The organism is Leucobacter sp. wl10, from assembly GCF_003569785.1.
GTDB lineage: Bacteria > Actinomycetota > Actinomycetes > Actinomycetales > Microbacteriaceae > Leucobacter.
This window is the reverse complement of record NZ_KZ984009.1, coordinates 15,007-29,305: the sequence shown is the minus strand read 5'-3', so window position 1 is coordinate 29,305 and position 14,299 is coordinate 15,007. Positions and strand designations below refer to the sequence as shown.

Annotated in this window: 16 protein-coding genes; 14 read left to right on the top strand and 2 right to left on the bottom strand. The window is 70.7% G+C overall.

Annotated features, from left to right (window positions below):
• The first annotated feature begins 4 nt into the window (after positions 1 to 4).
• The 6 genes from D1J51_RS15610 to D1J51_RS15585 all read left to right on the top strand — a co-directional run bounded on the left by D1J51_RS15610 (position 5) and on the right by D1J51_RS15585 (position 7,000).
• Positions 5 to 1,675: an amidohydrolase gene (locus tag D1J51_RS15610; RefSeq protein ID WP_119076788.1), complete on the top strand. Its 1,671-nt coding sequence runs from the start codon at positions 5 to 7 to the stop codon at positions 1,673 to 1,675.
• A 7-nt stretch (positions 1,676 to 1,682) separates the two neighbouring features.
• Positions 1,683 to 2,450, top strand: coding sequence for a MoaF C-terminal domain-containing protein (locus D1J51_RS15605; RefSeq protein WP_162903889.1), 768 nt, complete (start codon positions 1,683 to 1,685; stop codon positions 2,448 to 2,450).
• Between the two features lie 115 nt (positions 2,451 to 2,565).
• Positions 2,566 to 3,255, top strand: a complete 690-nt coding sequence (locus D1J51_RS15600) for a helix-turn-helix domain-containing protein (protein ID WP_119076784.1) — start codon at positions 2,566 to 2,568, stop codon at positions 3,253 to 3,255.
• A 193-nt stretch (positions 3,256 to 3,448) separates the two neighbouring features.
• Positions 3,449 to 5,278 (top strand): amidohydrolase, encoded by a 1,830-nt coding sequence (locus tag D1J51_RS15595; protein WP_162903888.1) that lies wholly within the window; start codon positions 3,449 to 3,451, stop codon positions 5,276 to 5,278.
• A gap of 242 nt (positions 5,279 to 5,520) precedes the next feature.
• Positions 5,521 to 6,267: a hypothetical protein gene (locus tag D1J51_RS15590; protein ID WP_162903887.1), complete on the top strand. Its 747-nt coding sequence runs from the start codon at positions 5,521 to 5,523 to the stop codon at positions 6,265 to 6,267.
• Between the two features lie 94 nt (positions 6,268 to 6,361).
• Positions 6,362 to 7,000, top strand: coding sequence for a class I SAM-dependent methyltransferase (locus D1J51_RS15585; protein ID WP_119076778.1), 639 nt, complete (start codon positions 6,362 to 6,364; stop codon positions 6,998 to 7,000).
• A gap of 27 nt (positions 7,001 to 7,027) precedes the next feature.
• On the opposite strand, the gene D1J51_RS15580 is transcribed toward D1J51_RS15585, so the two are convergent.
• A complete protein-coding gene (locus D1J51_RS15580; RefSeq protein WP_119076776.1) occupies positions 7,028 to 7,444 on the bottom strand; it encodes a DUF3592 domain-containing protein in 417 nt (138 codons plus the stop codon).
• 126 nt (positions 7,445 to 7,570) lie between these two features.
• Between D1J51_RS15580 and D1J51_RS15575 the strand changes: the two genes are divergently transcribed.
• The 8 genes from D1J51_RS15575 to D1J51_RS15540 all read left to right on the top strand — a co-directional run bounded on the left by D1J51_RS15575 (position 7,571) and on the right by D1J51_RS15540 (position 13,474).
• A complete protein-coding gene (locus D1J51_RS15575; protein WP_371414096.1) occupies positions 7,571 to 8,443 on the top strand; it encodes an alpha/beta fold hydrolase in 873 nt (290 codons plus the stop codon).
• A 108-nt stretch (positions 8,444 to 8,551) separates the two neighbouring features.
• Positions 8,552 to 8,761: a DUF4287 domain-containing protein gene (locus D1J51_RS15570; protein ID WP_119076774.1), complete on the top strand. Its 210-nt coding sequence runs from the start codon at positions 8,552 to 8,554 to the stop codon at positions 8,759 to 8,761.
• A 132-nt stretch (positions 8,762 to 8,893) separates the two neighbouring features.
• Complete coding sequence (locus D1J51_RS15565; RefSeq protein ID WP_119076772.1) at positions 8,894 to 9,634, top strand: tyrosine-protein phosphatase; 741 nt, start codon at positions 8,894 to 8,896, stop codon at positions 9,632 to 9,634.
• Between the two features lie 35 nt (positions 9,635 to 9,669).
• On the top strand, positions 9,670 to 10,176 hold the full coding sequence (locus D1J51_RS15560; RefSeq protein ID WP_119076770.1) for a GNAT family N-acetyltransferase: 507 nt from the start codon (positions 9,670 to 9,672) through the stop codon (positions 10,174 to 10,176).
• A 174-nt stretch (positions 10,177 to 10,350) separates the two neighbouring features.
• Positions 10,351 to 10,998, top strand: a complete 648-nt coding sequence (locus D1J51_RS15555) for a GTP pyrophosphokinase (protein ID WP_240423353.1) — start codon at positions 10,351 to 10,353, stop codon at positions 10,996 to 10,998.
• Positions 10,999 to 11,033: 35 nt separating this feature from the next.
• Positions 11,034 to 11,807, top strand: coding sequence for a phosphotransferase (locus tag D1J51_RS15550; RefSeq protein ID WP_119076768.1), 774 nt, complete (start codon positions 11,034 to 11,036; stop codon positions 11,805 to 11,807).
• Positions 11,804 to 12,787 carry a homocysteine S-methyltransferase family protein gene (locus D1J51_RS15545; protein ID WP_119076767.1) on the top strand — a complete coding sequence of 328 codons (984 nt, stop codon included), beginning with the start codon at positions 11,804 to 11,806 and terminating at the stop codon, positions 12,785 to 12,787. Before D1J51_RS15550 ends, D1J51_RS15545 begins: the two co-directional genes overlap by 4 nt.
• Before the next feature lie 9 nt (positions 12,788 to 12,796).
• Positions 12,797 to 13,474, top strand: a complete 678-nt coding sequence (locus tag D1J51_RS15540; protein ID WP_119076765.1) for a hypothetical protein — start codon at positions 12,797 to 12,799, stop codon at positions 13,472 to 13,474.
• Here the strand turns inward: D1J51_RS15540 and D1J51_RS15535 are convergent.
• Positions 13,467 to 14,270, bottom strand: a complete 804-nt coding sequence (locus D1J51_RS15535; protein ID WP_119076763.1) for a CPBP family intramembrane glutamic endopeptidase — start codon at positions 14,268 to 14,270, stop codon at positions 13,467 to 13,469. The genes D1J51_RS15540 and D1J51_RS15535 overlap by 8 nt on opposite strands.
• Positions 14,271 to 14,299: the final 29 nt, after the last annotated feature.

Here is a 14,299-nt window from a genome sequence, read left to right as displayed (position 1 = left end):
TGCCATGGCATATGCGAACCCAGGAGTGACCGTCTTCCGCGACGGCGTCGTCTTCACCGCCCGATCGGAGGAGCCGATCGCACGCGCGGTCGCCGTCGAGAACGGTACGATCGCGGCGGTGGGGGACGAGCAGGTGGCGCCGTACCTCGCCCGGGCCGAAGAGGTGGTGGAGCTCGGCGACCGGCTGCTCCTTCCCGGATTCATCGACGCCCACGCCCATCCGATACGCGCCGGAATCGAGCGATTGCGGTGCAATCTCCTCGACGAGACGACGCTCTCGGGCTACCAGCGCAGAATCGGCGAGTACGCCGCCGCCCACCCGGAGCAGTCGTGGATCATCGGGGGCGGATGGGCAGCGGAGGCGTTCCCGGCCGCCGGGCCGCATCGCGAGCACATCGACGCCGTCGTCGCGGACCGGCCGGTGTGCCTTCCGGATCACGGCCACCATTCGATGTGGGTGAACACGCTCGCGCTGCGACTCGCCGGCATCGACGAGCACACGCCGGATCCCGCCGACGGCCGTATCGAGCGCGACGAAGACGGGCGGCCAACCGGACTGCTGCACGAGGGCGCGGGCAAGCTCGTCGAGCGTCTCGCCCCGGAGGAGACCGAGGCCGACTACGACGCGGCGCTGCGCGAAGCCCAGCGGTACCTGCACTCCTGCGGCATCGTCGGCTGGCAGGACGCCATGGTGCTCCGGCCCGGTGTCGGCGCCGCCAGCCATGAGACCTATCTTCGAGGTCAGGCCGCCGGGTGGCTGACGGCGCGAGTGGTGGGGGCGCTCTGGTGGGAGCGCGACTGCCCGGTGGAGCTCATCGTCGAGCGGGTGGCGGAACTCGCCGCGGCTCGCGACTCGGCCGCGGCTCTGGGCTCCGGATACAGTGCTCGGAGCGTGAAGATCATGCTCGACGGCGTCGTCGAGACCGGTACCGCGTCGCTGCTCGAGCCGTATCACGATCGCTGCGGCCATGACGCGCGGGACAGCGGCCTCTCGTTCATCGACCCGGAGACGCTCCGCGCGGTCGTCGAGGAGATCGATCGGGCGGGCCTCCAGGCGCACTTCCACGCGCTCGGAGACCGCGCGGTGCGGGACGCGCTGGACGCCGTCGAGCGCGCCCAGCTCGCGAACGGCACCGGCGACCGGCGCCACCAGATCGCGCATCTCCAGCTCGTCGATCCCTCGGACATCCCGCGGTTCGAGCAGCTCGGGGTCATCGCGAACCTTCAGGGACTCTGGGCCGGGCGGGAAGCCGGGGAGGACGACCTGACGCGGTCGCAGCTGGGCGCGGTGCGGGAGGACGCGCAGTTCCCTTACGGCCGCATACACCGCAGCGGGGCTCCCCTCGCGATGGGGAGCGACTGGCCGGTCTCGCCGGCGGATCCCCTCGCGGCCGTCCACGCGACGGTGAACCGGACGCTCTACGGAGCACCCCCGGGGATCCCGCCTCTCGGCGTCGACGAGCAGGTGCCGCTCGCGGCGGCGCTGACCGCCTTCACCGCCGGTTCGGCGTGGGCGAATCACGACGATGCCGGTGGAAGCATCCGCGTCGGGAACCGGGCGGACCTCGTGGTGCTCGACCGGAATCCGCTCGAGCTCCCGGCGAGCGAGATCGGGGGCTGCCGGGTCGAACGGACGTATGTCGGCGGCGCTCTCGTGCATCAGAATGGAGCGTGAGTCGCGCATGAACCCGACGGATAGCCCGCGCGAGGTGAGCGGTCTGCTCGAGCATCGTCTTCCTCAGTCGTCCGCGCTGACCGGACGAGCGTACGCGGTGACCCTGCCCGACGGCGAACTCGCGCTGGACTTCGGCGAGCACACGGTCGCGTGGCGGCTGCCCGACGGCACCGGGGGCACCGATCCCTACGACGCGGTCGAAGCCGCGGTCGATTGCTTCTTCGTGGACATCTGGTGCCGCTCCTCCGACGCACGGCGCTCGCTCACGCTCGTTCTCCAGCGCGCGACCGGGCGGACGCTCCTCGTCGAAACCGTCGCGGACACCTCCCGTCACGACGTACCCGTCGCTTTCGAGCACCGTTTCGCGCTCGGCATGCTCCGAGGTGTGGAGGCCGCCGGGGTCGAACAGCCCGGCCCCACCGCGGAGCTGCTGGGTCGCCGCCTGCTCAGCGTCTACTCGGCAGACCTCGTGTTCGAGCAGATCTACTTGAATTCCTCATCGGTGGCCTGGCAGTGCATCCGCGGCTGGGAACCGGGCGCCAACGACACCGATGAGGCCACCTACTGGCGCTTCGCGGAGAACCTCTACGTGTTCGGTTTCCGAGAGGAAGCGGCGCTCAGCTCCTCGGTGTTCCTGCTGGATCTCGCGAACAACCGGTCGACCGGAAAGTACCTCGGGCTCGACGAGCACGGCGCACTGGCCAACGGAGCGCTGGGGGCCGTGCTGCTGCCGCTCGAGGCCTCGACGTATCCACGAGGGATGGAGCCCCGGTGAGCCCCGATGACGCCGCCCGCCCGCCGCGCCGGTCTCTTCCGCCGAAGACGACGGAAGAGCGCTTCCCCGACCCTAGGCTGGTAGCCGTCGACACCCTCGAGCAAGGACGATCCGAATGACCGCAGAACCAGGCGCCGCCCCGATCTCGACCACCGTGGACCGAGCGGGCGAGCTGCTCCATCTCCTCGCGCAGCACACCGAGGGGCTGGGGATCAACCAGCTCGCGAGGGCGCTCAACACGCAACGGGCTCCGATCGGGCGCATCCTCCAGGCACTCGTGCGTCATCGTCTCGTTCATCGAGACGCGAACAAGCGCTACCACCTCGGCGCGGGCGTACTCGAGCTCGCCCACGCCTATTCGAGCCGATTCCCGGCGGGCCTGGAGTCCATTCTCTCCGCGCTGGCGGACGAGACCGGCATGACGGCGATGCTGATCGACGCAGACGGCGACGAGATGACCACTGTCCTCGCGAAGACCCCTACGTCCTCGGCCCTCCACGTGTACACGCCGCCGGGGTTCCGTCATCCCGAAGGCCCCCTCACCATCCGGACCGCGCTCGCGGCGACGCGGCCGGAGACCGAGAACGAGGCCCCGGAGGTTCGCGAGGCGCGGAGCCGGGGATTCGCGCTCGGCCTCGGGAAGATCATGCCCGGCCGCTACAGCGCGGCGGCGGTGGTTCCCGGCTCCGCGGTCAGCGGAAAGCCTCTGGTGCTGGCGCTCGTTTCATTCCGGGAGTTCGACGTCGACTCGGTCGGCGAGCCCCTGATGCGCGCCGCCCAGGCGATCGCCTACTCCGGCGCCTGACGCGGCGAGTACATCGCGCCCGTCGGCCCCATCCCTCGGAGGCGTCAGCTTGCCACGTAAGGCTCGCGCGGTCCAGTACGCGTCATACGGACCGCCAGAAGTGCTCGAGATCGTCGAGCTACCGGCCGCAGCCCGAGCCGTTCCCGGCAGCATCGGGCACGACCAGGAAGCACTCGTGAGAACGGAGAGAGAAATGACACGCCCTGAAGACGCCCTCGCGGCGCCGGAGGAGCCCGCAGACCTGCTGCTGACCAACGCGCGCATCTACACGTCTGATGCGCGGCGGCCGAACGCTTCGGCGGTGGCGATCCGGGGCAAGACGATCGTCTTCGTCGGCGAGAGCCGGGACCGGGCGGTCGCCTCCCTCGTCGGTGCGCGCACCCGGGTCGTGGATGTCCGCGGCCGCGCGATCGTGCCCGGGATCGTCGACGCGCACACCCATCCCTCGCTCGTGCTGACCCGTTGGCACCTCGCGCTCCCGGCGGGCGGCGACGTCCGCGGCCAGCTCCGCCATCTCCAAGCGTACGCGGAGGAGCACCCTCCGGCCGAGGTCCCCTTCATCTACGCGGAGTACTACGATTCCGATGGGGTCTGGGGGCCCGGCGGCCCCTCGGCCGCGATCATCGACGAGTACGTCTCCGATCGTCCGGTGCTGATGCAGGACAGCTCCGATCACGCCGCGACGATCAACACGCGCATGCTCGAGCTGCTCGAGGTCGACGCGTCCACACCGATCGCGCCGAATCCGAACGACCACGCCATGCAGTTCGAGCGAGGCGCAGACGGCGTCACCCCGACCGGGCACGTGCTCGAGGGGGCTTGGACCCTGTTCGCAGACCGGATGTGGCAGAAGATCGGGTGGGCTCCTCCGACGCGCGCCACGCCCGAGCTGCTCTCGACGTTCATCGATGCGCTCTCGAGCCAGGGGGTTTCGGCGCTCTTCGACGCGATCACCGATGAGCACCTCCTCGGCAGCGCGGCCGAGCTCGAACGACGGGGGAGGCTCAACATGCATTACCACGGTGCGGTGCAGTTCAGCTCCCTCGACGACCTGTCCGATGCGATCTCTGAGGTGAGGCGGCTGGAGGCACGTTTCGGCAGCCCCCTCATCCGGGTCAACGCGTTGAAGCTCTTCCTCGACGGAACCAACGAGATCGGAACCAGTTCGGTGCTCGAACCGTTCGCGCTCGAGGGACACGAGCACGACCACGGCGTCTTGAGGATGGGACGCGACGATCTCGTGGAGGCGATGCGCATCCTCAACGGGGAACGGATCGACCTGCATCTCCACGTCGTCGGGGACAACGGCTTCCGCGTCGCGCTCGACGCGGTCGAGCAGGCCCGCGCGACGGCCGGAGCGGCCTGGGCGCTGCAGGTCACCCTCGCCCACGCCGAGCTGGTCGACCCGGAGGACATGAAGCGGGTTGCGGGCCTCGGCGTCTTCATCAACTGGACCTGCCACTGGTCCGGGGGATACTTCGGCCTGGGCGCCGCCGCGTGGCTCGGGTGGGACCGGTTCGTGCGCATGTACCAGTTCAACGCGATCATCCGCAGCGGAGGCGTCGTGAGCTACGGCAGCGACGTGGTGTCGGACTACGAGGCGCACCGCGCCGATCCCTACTTCGGGATGCAGATCGCGCACACCCGCCTCGATCCGGAGGAGACGCTCGGACCGAGCCGCGGAACGGTCCCGGGGACGTCGATGCGGGAGGCGCCGGATGCGAGGATCTCCAGGGAGGATCTGCTCGACGGGTATACCCGCAACGGTGCGCTCCAGCTCCGCCTCGGGGATCGGCTGGGCAGCATCGAAGAGGGCAAGCACGCCAACCTCGCGATCCTGAATCAGGATCCGATGACCGTCGACCCTGATCGGATCCGAGACACCGCCCCCGACGCCGTGCTCTTCGAGGGGGCGCTCATCAGGGGAGAGTTCCCGGACCTCCCGGACGTCTCCGACCCTCATCGATCGGCCGGAGGCCGGAAACGGACCCGAGGCACTGCGGGGGCGGAAGGCGACGAGTGAGGCGTACGCGGGTTTCGGCGGCGTCGCGAGCGATTTCGTCTCGGACTCCGAGCCGTGGTGGCCGCCGCGGAGCACCGCCCGGGAGGGCGCCCCCGAACGTGGTCGTCATGCTCGTGGATGACCTCGGGTTCAGCGACCTCGAACGCGCGGGGATCGCCGGGCTTCGATATGTGCCGGGCGCCAGGTCGCGGTTCGACCCCACCGTTCTGCCTTGTCCCGTGCCGCGGCATATGCTCGAAGGTATGGGGAAGAGGATGCTCGCAGCCGCGGGGTGCGTCTGCGCCGTGCTGCTCGTAACGGGCTGCGCCGCGGCACCGGGATCGTCCGGGCCGTCGGCCGACGCCGCGGTCGAGCCGATCGAGATCGTGTCGCAGCCCGAGGCGGTGGGAGATCCCGTCAGCCTGGACATCCCGCTCGACGAGTCCGGGGCGTTCGTCTTCGACCGGTGGCCGTCCGCGTGCGCGCTCACGGATGAGGCGACGCTCTCGGCGATCCTCCCGCAGCTCGACGGGGTGGCGCAGAGCGGCAGGGAGCGCAAGCTGAGGATTCTGAGTCTGGGCGGTCCCGGCGGGGGCATGGCCACGGTTCCGGAGGCGGACTGCGAGACCGCGGTGGGGTTTCCGGTGGACGGTCTGCGGCTCGAGGACGGCAACGTCGCGGTCTCGTTCACGACGACCGTCGAGGCCGCCGGCAGCGCGGAGTTCGTCGAGCGCAACACCTCCGACAAGAGCGGCACAGACGTGCGAGTCGGTGGCGCCTCGTGCGTGGTCACCGAGCGCAGGTACGACTGCCAGATGCAGAGCATCTCGTTCGGGATCGTGCTCGACGCGCGCCCCTACGGCCAGTACTTCGGCCGGAGCGAGAGCGCCTACGTGGTCGACGGCGAGCAGATCTCCTACTCCCGCGGCGACGTCGACGCGTTCCTGGAGATGGCCGAGGAGAAGATCCTTCTCCCGGTGGTCGCCGCGAGCGTCGATCGGCTCGGCTGAGCACGGCGGGGATCGGGCCGCCGCGCCCTTCTCACCGTCCCACTGGGGGATGTGTTGGACGTAGATGTCGTTGCCGCCGTGCTAGCGTTGCCCGATGAGCCTCGAGTCCGTTCGCGCCGCCTACGCCTCCAGGGCCGCCGAGTACATCGAGGCGGTGGGGAGCATCGACGACGCGGCGCCGTCGGACCTGGAGCGCGTGCTGCAGTGGGCGAGGGGCGTCGAGGGGCTCGTCCTCGACGTCGGGTCCGGGCCGGGGCAGTGGACGGACCTCCTCCGTTCGGCGGGCGTCGAGGTAGAGGGCGTGGAACCGGTGGCCGAGTTCCTCGCCGCTGCGCGGCGCCGCTATCCGGAGTGCCGGTTCAGGGACGGGCGGGCGGAGGACCTGCGGGTCGCCGATGGGAGTCTGGGCGGGATCCTCGCCTGGTACTCCCTCATCCACACCGACCCGGCGGACATCGGCGTCCCGCTCGCGGAGTTCGCGAGGAGCATCCGACCGGGCGGCTCGCTTCTCGTGGGCTTCTTCACCGGAACCGACCTCGAGCCCTTCGACCACGCCGTCATCGACGCCTATTACTGGCCGGCGGGTCTGCTGGCCTCTCGGATCGAGGATGCGGGGTTCTCGGTCGTCGACGTGCTGAGCCGATCCGAATCCGGTGCGCCTCCTCGGCCGGGAAGGCGGCCTCAGGCGATCATCCGAGCCGTTCGCAACGCCCGGCCGCATCTCGGCGCGTAGCTCGCGCCCGTCGCGCCGTGCGGCTCCTCAGCTGCGCGGCACCTCCACGGGGCTGAGCGAGCGGTCCACGCACACCCGCGCCGGGTCGGCGGGATCGATCAGCAGGTGGATCGTCGTACCGGGCGCGAAACCGATGATGAGATCCTTATCGACGCGGACCGGTACCTCGACCTCGCGTTCGACGCCGTGGGCCGCGAAGCTCACCGTGAGCCGCAGGTTCGAGGCCTTCTCGGTGGCGGACTCCCGGCTCCACGCGCGCACCAGCGCCGGGGTGCGGGTGCCGGCGGTTGCGAGGCTGAGAGCTCTGGCCCTCTCCTCTCTGAACGGTCGTTGCCGCAGGAGGAAGCCGATCACGGCCAGCGCCACCGCGATGATCAGGATCGTGAAGAACGCGCCCATGGCGATCGCGCCTGCCGGGGGGATCGCTTGTCCGATGATTTCCATCTCGCCGTCATTATCGCAGCGCAATGCGGCGCACCGACGAACGCGGGGTGAACGACGGGCCGGGTCGCGCCGGTTCTCGGAGGAGGGCCTCGACGGATGACGGGTGCTCGCCGGTAGGTTGGGGATGTGACCCCTCGACTCTCATCTCCGATCCACTCCGCGATCCTCGGGGAGGCGCGGCGCGGCGCCCAACCGCGCGTGGTCTTCTTGCACGGCCTCTTCGGTCGTGGCAAGAACTTCACGAGCATCGCCGCGGCCCTCGCCCCCGAGGCAATGAGCCTGCTCGTCGACCTCCCGAACCACGGACGGTCCGGGTGGACGGATCAGTTCGACTACCTCGAGATCGCCGATCTCGTGGCTCAGCACCTGCGGGAGGGATTCGCCGCAGACGGGCCCGTGGACGTGGTCGGTCACTCGATGGGCGGCAAGGTCGCGATGGTTCTGGCGCTGCGCCATCCCGGCCTGGTGCGGCGCCTGGTCGTCATCGACATCGCCCCGGTCGGGGGAGCGGCCTCCCGAGGCAACTTCCGACAGCTGCTCGACGCGCTCGCCGAGGTGCGCCTCGAACGGCTCGAACGCCGCGCCGACGCGGACGTCGTTCTGCGGGAGCGGATCCCGGAGGACGCCGTGCGCGGGTTTCTGCTGCAGAACCTGAGGCGCGACGGAGACGGGTTCCGCTGGGAGCCGAACCTCGCACTGCTCCGCGCCGAGCTCGACGCGGTGATGGGATTCCCCGACACGGGGGATCTGCGGTTCACGGGCCCGGTGCTCTGGATCGGCGGCGAGCGATCGGACTACGTCGCGGACGGGGACGAGCCGTCGATGCGCGCGCTCTTCCCGCGCACGAGGCGGGTGACGGTGCGCGGGGCCGGCCACTGGGTGCACGCGGATGCCCCGGACATCGTCGTGGAGGCGCTGCGGAGGTTTCTGATCTCGGATGCTCCTGCGGGCGCCGCCGCCCCCGGCTCTTCAGGGGACGACCGCCCTCGAGCCGGATGAGCTGGGACTCGTCGGGCGGCCGCGCGCCGCTCGAGAGCGCGGCGCGCGGAACCGTTCCGGAAGGGCCGCCCGTTCGATAGCCTGTACCCGTGGAACAAGGAGGTCACCATGGCTGAGCCGGTGAAGGGACCCAAGTCGTACTTCCCGTCGATCGAGGCGAAGTACGGGAAGACCATCGAGGCGTGGATGGCCGAGCTGCGACCGGTCGCGGGGAAGAAGCACATGGAACAGGTCGCCTTCCTCAAGGAGCAGGGCATGGGCCACGGGCACGCGAACGCGCTCGTGCACGTGTTCCGCGCGGAGCACGACGGCGAGTAGCGCGGCCCCCGCGGCGTGAGCAGCACCCTCCGAGCCGCGGCACCTGTACCTGCACGAGGGCCGGGAAGAGCCCCCGGGAGACCGGCCCGGCCGGCCCTCCGACGAGCCCGGCGCCTCTGTTAGGTTGAAGGCATGACGGACCGCCTGATCGCCATCGAGGGAACCTACAACTTCCGGGATCTCGGCGGCTATCGTGCCGACGGCGGAACGATTCGTTCCGGCGCGCTGTTCCGCTCCGACGCGCTGCACCGCATCGGCGACCGCGGGCGGGCGCAGCTGAGCGATCTGGGCGTCGCGCGGGTGGTCGACCTGCGCGACGAGCGCGAGCGCGCGCATCTTCCGGACATGCTCCCCGAGGGCGCGTCGCTCGTCGCCAGCCCGATCTTTCCCGACGCGGCCGTCCACGTCGTCGAGAAGCTCGACATCGTCGCGCTCACCGAGCTCATCTACCTGCAGCACTCCGACACCCTCTCTGCGTCCGTGGCGCTGCTCGCCGACGATGACGATCCCGCAGGCTCCGTCGCCACGGTGTTCCACTGCACCGCGGGCAAGGACCGGACCGGAGCGGTCGCGGCGCTCACGCTGCTCTCCGCGGGCGTCGACCGCGACGACGTCGTGGGCGACTACGCGGCCTCGGCCGAGCACCTGCGCGACGTCTGGCTCGTTCAGCGCCTCGAGGACATGCGCAGAGCCGGAGTCGAGATCACCCCGATGCTCGAGGGCCTCGTCGGCAGCACCCCGATCGCCGCGATCGAGGGCGCCCTCTCCGGAATCGAGCGCCGGTACGGGTCGGTGCGCGACTATCTGCTGGCGAACGGTCTCAGCGAGGCGCAGCTGGAGCGGCTGCACGATCGACTGGTCGTCTCCGGCTGAACCGACTGGAGCGATTCCGGAGAGAAGATGGGCGCATGGGAGCAGCAGCATCGACGGTGACCTATCGCCCGCTCCGGGCGGGGGAGGACGAGCTGATGCTCGCAGCCGCACTGGGCAACTTCAACTGGAAGACGCCGCTGTTCACCGCCGAGCAGGTGCTGGAGCGTCCCGACCTGTCTCGGTACACGAGATTCGATCCCGAGCGCGGAGACTTCGGCGTCGTGGCCCAGCGCAGGGAGGAACCGGTCGGCGTGGCGTGGGCGCTGCACCTCCCCGCTGAGAGCCCGGGGTACGGCTGGATCGATGCGGCGACCCCGGAGTTCTGCGTCTGGGTGGACGACCCGTGGCGCGGTCGCGGCATCGGACGGCTGCTGATCCGCCAGCTGCTCGCATCCGCGAGAGCGCGCGGGATCGGGCACGTCAGCCTGTCGGTGGACGGGCGCAACGTGCGCGCGAAGATGCTCTACATGGATCTGGGGTTCGTGCCGGTTCCCGGCGGTGAGACCTACGGCGTGCTGCTCTGGACGAGCCCCGGCCCATGACCGGCTGCGGAAAGTCTCAGCGCGTTCATCATCAAGCTCGTTAGGGTGGGGCGCATGAGCACTGCGGCACTCGACACGTTCGATACGGGCTCGACCAGGGGAATCGGCGGCGGAAACGCCGGCGGCGACGAGATCACGATCTCCGCCAGCGCCCTGCGGTCGCTCGGCGACCAGATGCAGCGCTTCCTGCTCGAGTACCGCTTCGCGATGCAGGAGGTGGAGACGAAGCTCGCGATCCTGCGCGAGGAGTTCCTGCACATGCACGAGTACAACCCCATCGAGCACGTCTCGAGCCGGGTGAAGTCAGTCGACAGCCTCGTGGCCAAGCTGGAGCGCCGCGGTCTCAGCAACGACTTCGACGAGATCCGCCGCGAGATCCACGACATCGCCGGCGTGCGCGTCACCTGCGCATTCATCCGCGACGTGTACCAGCTCTTCGATCTGCTCACGCAGCAGGACGACATCACGGTGCTGGAGGTCGAGGACTACATCGAGTCGCCCAAGCCGAACGGCTACAAGAGCCTGCACACGATCATCTCGGTGCCCGTCTACCTGTCGAGCGGTCGCGTCGACGTGCCGGTCGAGGTGCAGTTCCGCACCATCGCCATGGACTTCTGGGCGAGCCTCGAGCACAAGATCTACTACAAGTACGATCGCCAGGTGCCGAACTCGCTCACGCGCGAGCTCAAGCTCGCGGCCGATATCGCGGCGGAGCTCGACACCCGCATGGAGCGGCTGCACGTGCAGATGCACGGCGAGCCGCCCGCGCACACGGCCCCGCTGGAGCTGCGGGCGGTCGAGCGGCAGGTGCACCGCGCGTAGTCCGGCGCGCCCGGGAGATGCCGTAGGGTCGAGACGTGGACACCGAGTACCTGCCCGGAGGATCCGGGGGAGTGTGGCGCATCGGCGCTCCCGGCGACGACGCCCGCGTGCACCGGTCCACGGGTCCGTGGACGCCCGCCGTGCACCGACTGCTGGAGCATCTGCGCGAGCACGGCCTCGACGGCGTGCCGCGGGTGCACGGCTTCGACGACGAGGGCCGGGAGGTGCTCGACTATCTCCCCGGCGAGACGCTCGATCCCGAGACCGAGCAGGCGGGCGACCGGGCGCTCGCGAGCGCGGCCGCCTGGCTCCGCCGCTTCCACGACGTCGTGAGCGATTTCCGCCCGGGACCGCTCGAGTGGCGGCAGGGGGTGCAGGATCTGAGCGACGGCCAGGTGATCTGCCACAACGATCCGGGCCTCTACAACTGGCTGGTGGTGCGCGGAGACTTCGCGGGCATGATCGACTGGGACCGCGCGGGGCCCGGACGCCCCGTCGACGACATCGCGTTCCTGGTCTGGTCGGGGGTGCCGCTGCTGCGCGAGATACCGGCCGCCGAGGCGGCGCGCAGGCTGGCGCTCGCCGCCGAGGCCTACGGCGCCGTCGAGCCCGTTGACCTGCTCGAGGCCGTCGACGCCCGCATGGGGCTCATCGCTCGGCGGTGGCGCGCGGGGATCGAGCGAGGGGACCCGGGCACCCTCGCGCTGCGCGACTCCGGCGCGATGGACCGGCACCTCGCGAAGGTGCGCGGGTTCGACGCGCGGCGAGAGGCGATCCGGGCGGCCCTGGGGCGAAGGAGGAGGGCATGACCGAGACGGAAGCGGGGTTCGGCGCGGCCGGCGCGGTGCTGACGGACGGCGGGATCGAGACGGCGCTCGCGGATCGTCTGGGGCAGGAGCTGCCCGAGTTCGCGGCGTTCGTGCTGCTCGACGGCGCCGAGGGGCGCGAGGCCCTGCGCGCCTACTACCGGCCGTTCGTCGAGCTGGCGCGGCGGCGCGGGCTTCCGCTCGTGCTCGACACGCCGACCTGGCGGGCGAATCCCGACTGGGCCGAGCGCCTCGGCTACGACGCCGAAGCGCTCGATCGGGCCAACGCGGACGCGGTCGCGCTGGTGCGGGGAACTGCCGAGGAGCACGACGGTTCCGGCGGTGAGGGCGGCGGGGCCGCGGAGATCCTCGTGAACGGCTGCGTCGGCCCCCGCTACGACGACTACGATGCGTCGCAGCGCATGACGGCCGAGGAGGCGGAGCGCTATCACTGGCCGCAGGTGCGCGCGCTCGCGGAAGCGGGGGCGGATCGCGTGACCGCGGTGACGACGCTCGACGCCGCCGAGGGCGTCGGCGTGGTGCGCGCGGCGCAGCGGGCGCGGATCCCCGTCGCCGTCTCGTTCGTCGTGGACGCCGACGGGCGGCTCGCCGGCGGTGGCACCCTCGCGGAGGGTATCGGCGAGGTCGACGCGGCGACCGGCGGGGCCGCGTGCGGGTTTCTCGTGAACTGCGCGCACCCGGACGAGGCGGCGGCCGGTCTGGCCGCCTGCGCGGGCGCTCCGGAGCTGGACCGGATCGTCGGCTTCCGGCTCAACGCGGCGAGGCACGACGAGACGGGGGAGGGGGACGACCCCCGGACGTTCGCGCGCCTCGAGGCGAGCCTGCGCGAGCATGCGCCGAACGCGGTCGCGCTCGGAGGATGCTGCGGCACCGACGTGCCGCACATCGCGGCCCTCGCCGAGCGGATCGCGCCGGGCGGGCCGGGAGGCCCCGGTTACGGAACCGGCATCGGAAATCGTTAGGGTAGGACCGTGAGTAAAGACCCACTCGAGGAACTCTTCGGCCCGTCGGCGGACGAGCCGCGGCCCGTTCCGGCCCGCCAGCGGCTCGCGCAGGAGCAGGCCGAGCGGGTGCGCACCGCCCAGCTGCCCGCGGGGAAGCGCGGCCCGCAGACGCGGGAGCACCCGCGGGTGAGCGAGCGCGCGGCCCGGGCGCGGCCCTGGATCGTGGTCGGCGTCATCGCGGTCCTCGCGATCGTCGCGTCGATCATCGTGGTGAATGCGGCGCGCGGGGGCCGGGAAGACGCGGGATCGACCACGGATCCCGCCGGGCAGTCGAACGGGACCTCTGCCCAGCCGACCCAGACCGGCGATCCCGGCGCGACCGACGGCAAGGGTACCGAGGCCGACAAGGTGCCCGAGGTGGAGGTCGGCGAGACGAGCACGCTGCCGATCACGCAGTGGGGGGTCAGCGGCCAGCTGAGCACGAAGTTCGGCATGACCCAGTACACGCTCCAGAACGGCAACGCGGAGCTGTGGCTCGACAGTCCGCTCATCTCCCAGTTCCCCTGCGAGGGCAACTGGGGCGCGGTGCAGACCGCCGCCGGCCAATACGAGGTGCTGAAGCCGGCCGAGCGCTGCGCCGCGGCGCCTGAGCTCTACGACGAGCTGTGGGGCCTCACCGACGCCTTCGTGCAGACCATCAAGTAGCGGCGGCGAAGAGCTGCGGCCAGAGCGCGATGGCGAGCGGGTAGCCCGCGAAGCTGACGATGTTCATGACCCAGTGCGCGACGATCAGGGGGACGGATCGCCCCCAGCGCAGGTACGCCCAGCCGAAGACGAGGCCCATGATCACGTTGCCGACGAAGCCGCCGAAGCCCTGGTAGAGGTGATAGCCGCCGCGCAGCAGCGCGCTCGACACCACCGTAGCTACGGGGCCGACTCCGAGCCGCTTCAGCCGCTCGAAGAGGTACGCGACTACGATCAGCTCCTCCCCGAGCGCCGCCTTGAGCGCCTGCAGCACGAGCACGGGCACGGTCCACCAATACGCGTCGAGCTCGGTCGGCACCACCGTCGTGTTGATCCCGATCCACTTCGTGAGCAGGTAGAAGCCGATGCCCGGGATGCCGATGAGGGCGGCGAGGCCGACGCCGCCCCCGACCTCGCGCAGCCATCCGAGGCGCCCGCCGCCCGCGGGAGCGCCGAGGCCGAGGCGCGAGAGGTGCGGCCGCGGGCCCTGCCAGAGCAGGAACGCGACCAGGGCGACGGGGGCGATCCCGAACGCGAAGCCGAGCAGCTGGTAGACGAGATCGAACTCCGGTCGCTCGGCGAGCGGGCGGTTGATCGTGGCGGTCTGCGATGCGAGCGCCGTGTCGCGCGTCACCCGCTCGACGATCGAGACGATCGCGTAGACGGCGGAGGCGCCGAAGGAGAGGGCGAGAACGATGCCGATCTCCCAGCGCAGGCGAGTGCGAAGCCGTCGGGTGCGGGCGGACTGGAGCCTCATCGCCCCAGGATACTGCCGGCGCTCGACGG

Bases quoted from the DNA above. Each gene is read 5' to 3' on its own strand.
- D1J51_RS15590 (WP_162903887.1), top strand. From the start codon at position 5,521: ATGGGGAAGAGGATGCTCGCAGCCGCGGGGTGCGTCTGCGCCGTGCTG.
- D1J51_RS15555 (WP_240423353.1), top strand. From the start codon at position 10,351: ATGCAGCGCTTCCTGCTCGAGTACCGCTTCGCGATGCAGGAGGTGGAG.
- D1J51_RS15570 (WP_119076774.1), top strand. From the start codon at position 8,552: ATGGCTGAGCCGGTGAAGGGACCCAAGTCGTACTTCCCGTCGATCGAG.
- D1J51_RS15600 (WP_119076784.1), top strand. From the start codon at position 2,566: ATGACCGCAGAACCAGGCGCCGCCCCGATCTCGACCACCGTGGACCGA.
- D1J51_RS15610 (WP_119076788.1), top strand. From the start codon at position 5: ATGGCATATGCGAACCCAGGAGTGACCGTCTTCCGCGACGGCGTCGTC.
- D1J51_RS15565 (WP_119076772.1), top strand. From the start codon at position 8,894: ATGACGGACCGCCTGATCGCCATCGAGGGAACCTACAACTTCCGGGAT.
- D1J51_RS15580 (WP_119076776.1), bottom strand. From the start codon at position 7,444: ATGGAAATCATCGGACAAGCGATCCCCCCGGCAGGCGCGATCGCCATG.
- D1J51_RS15535 (WP_119076763.1), bottom strand. From the start codon at position 14,270: ATGAGGCTCCAGTCCGCCCGCACCCGACGGCTTCGCACTCGCCTGCGC.
- D1J51_RS15560 (WP_119076770.1), top strand. From the start codon at position 9,670: ATGGGAGCAGCAGCATCGACGGTGACCTATCGCCCGCTCCGGGCGGGG.
- D1J51_RS15605 (WP_162903889.1), top strand. From the start codon at position 1,683: ATGAACCCGACGGATAGCCCGCGCGAGGTGAGCGGTCTGCTCGAGCAT.
- D1J51_RS15585 (WP_119076778.1), top strand. From the start codon at position 6,362: ATGAGCCTCGAGTCCGTTCGCGCCGCCTACGCCTCCAGGGCCGCCGAG.
- D1J51_RS15595 (WP_162903888.1), top strand. From the start codon at position 3,449: ATGACACGCCCTGAAGACGCCCTCGCGGCGCCGGAGGAGCCCGCAGAC.
- D1J51_RS15545 (WP_119076767.1), top strand. From the start codon at position 11,804: ATGACCGAGACGGAAGCGGGGTTCGGCGCGGCCGGCGCGGTGCTGACG.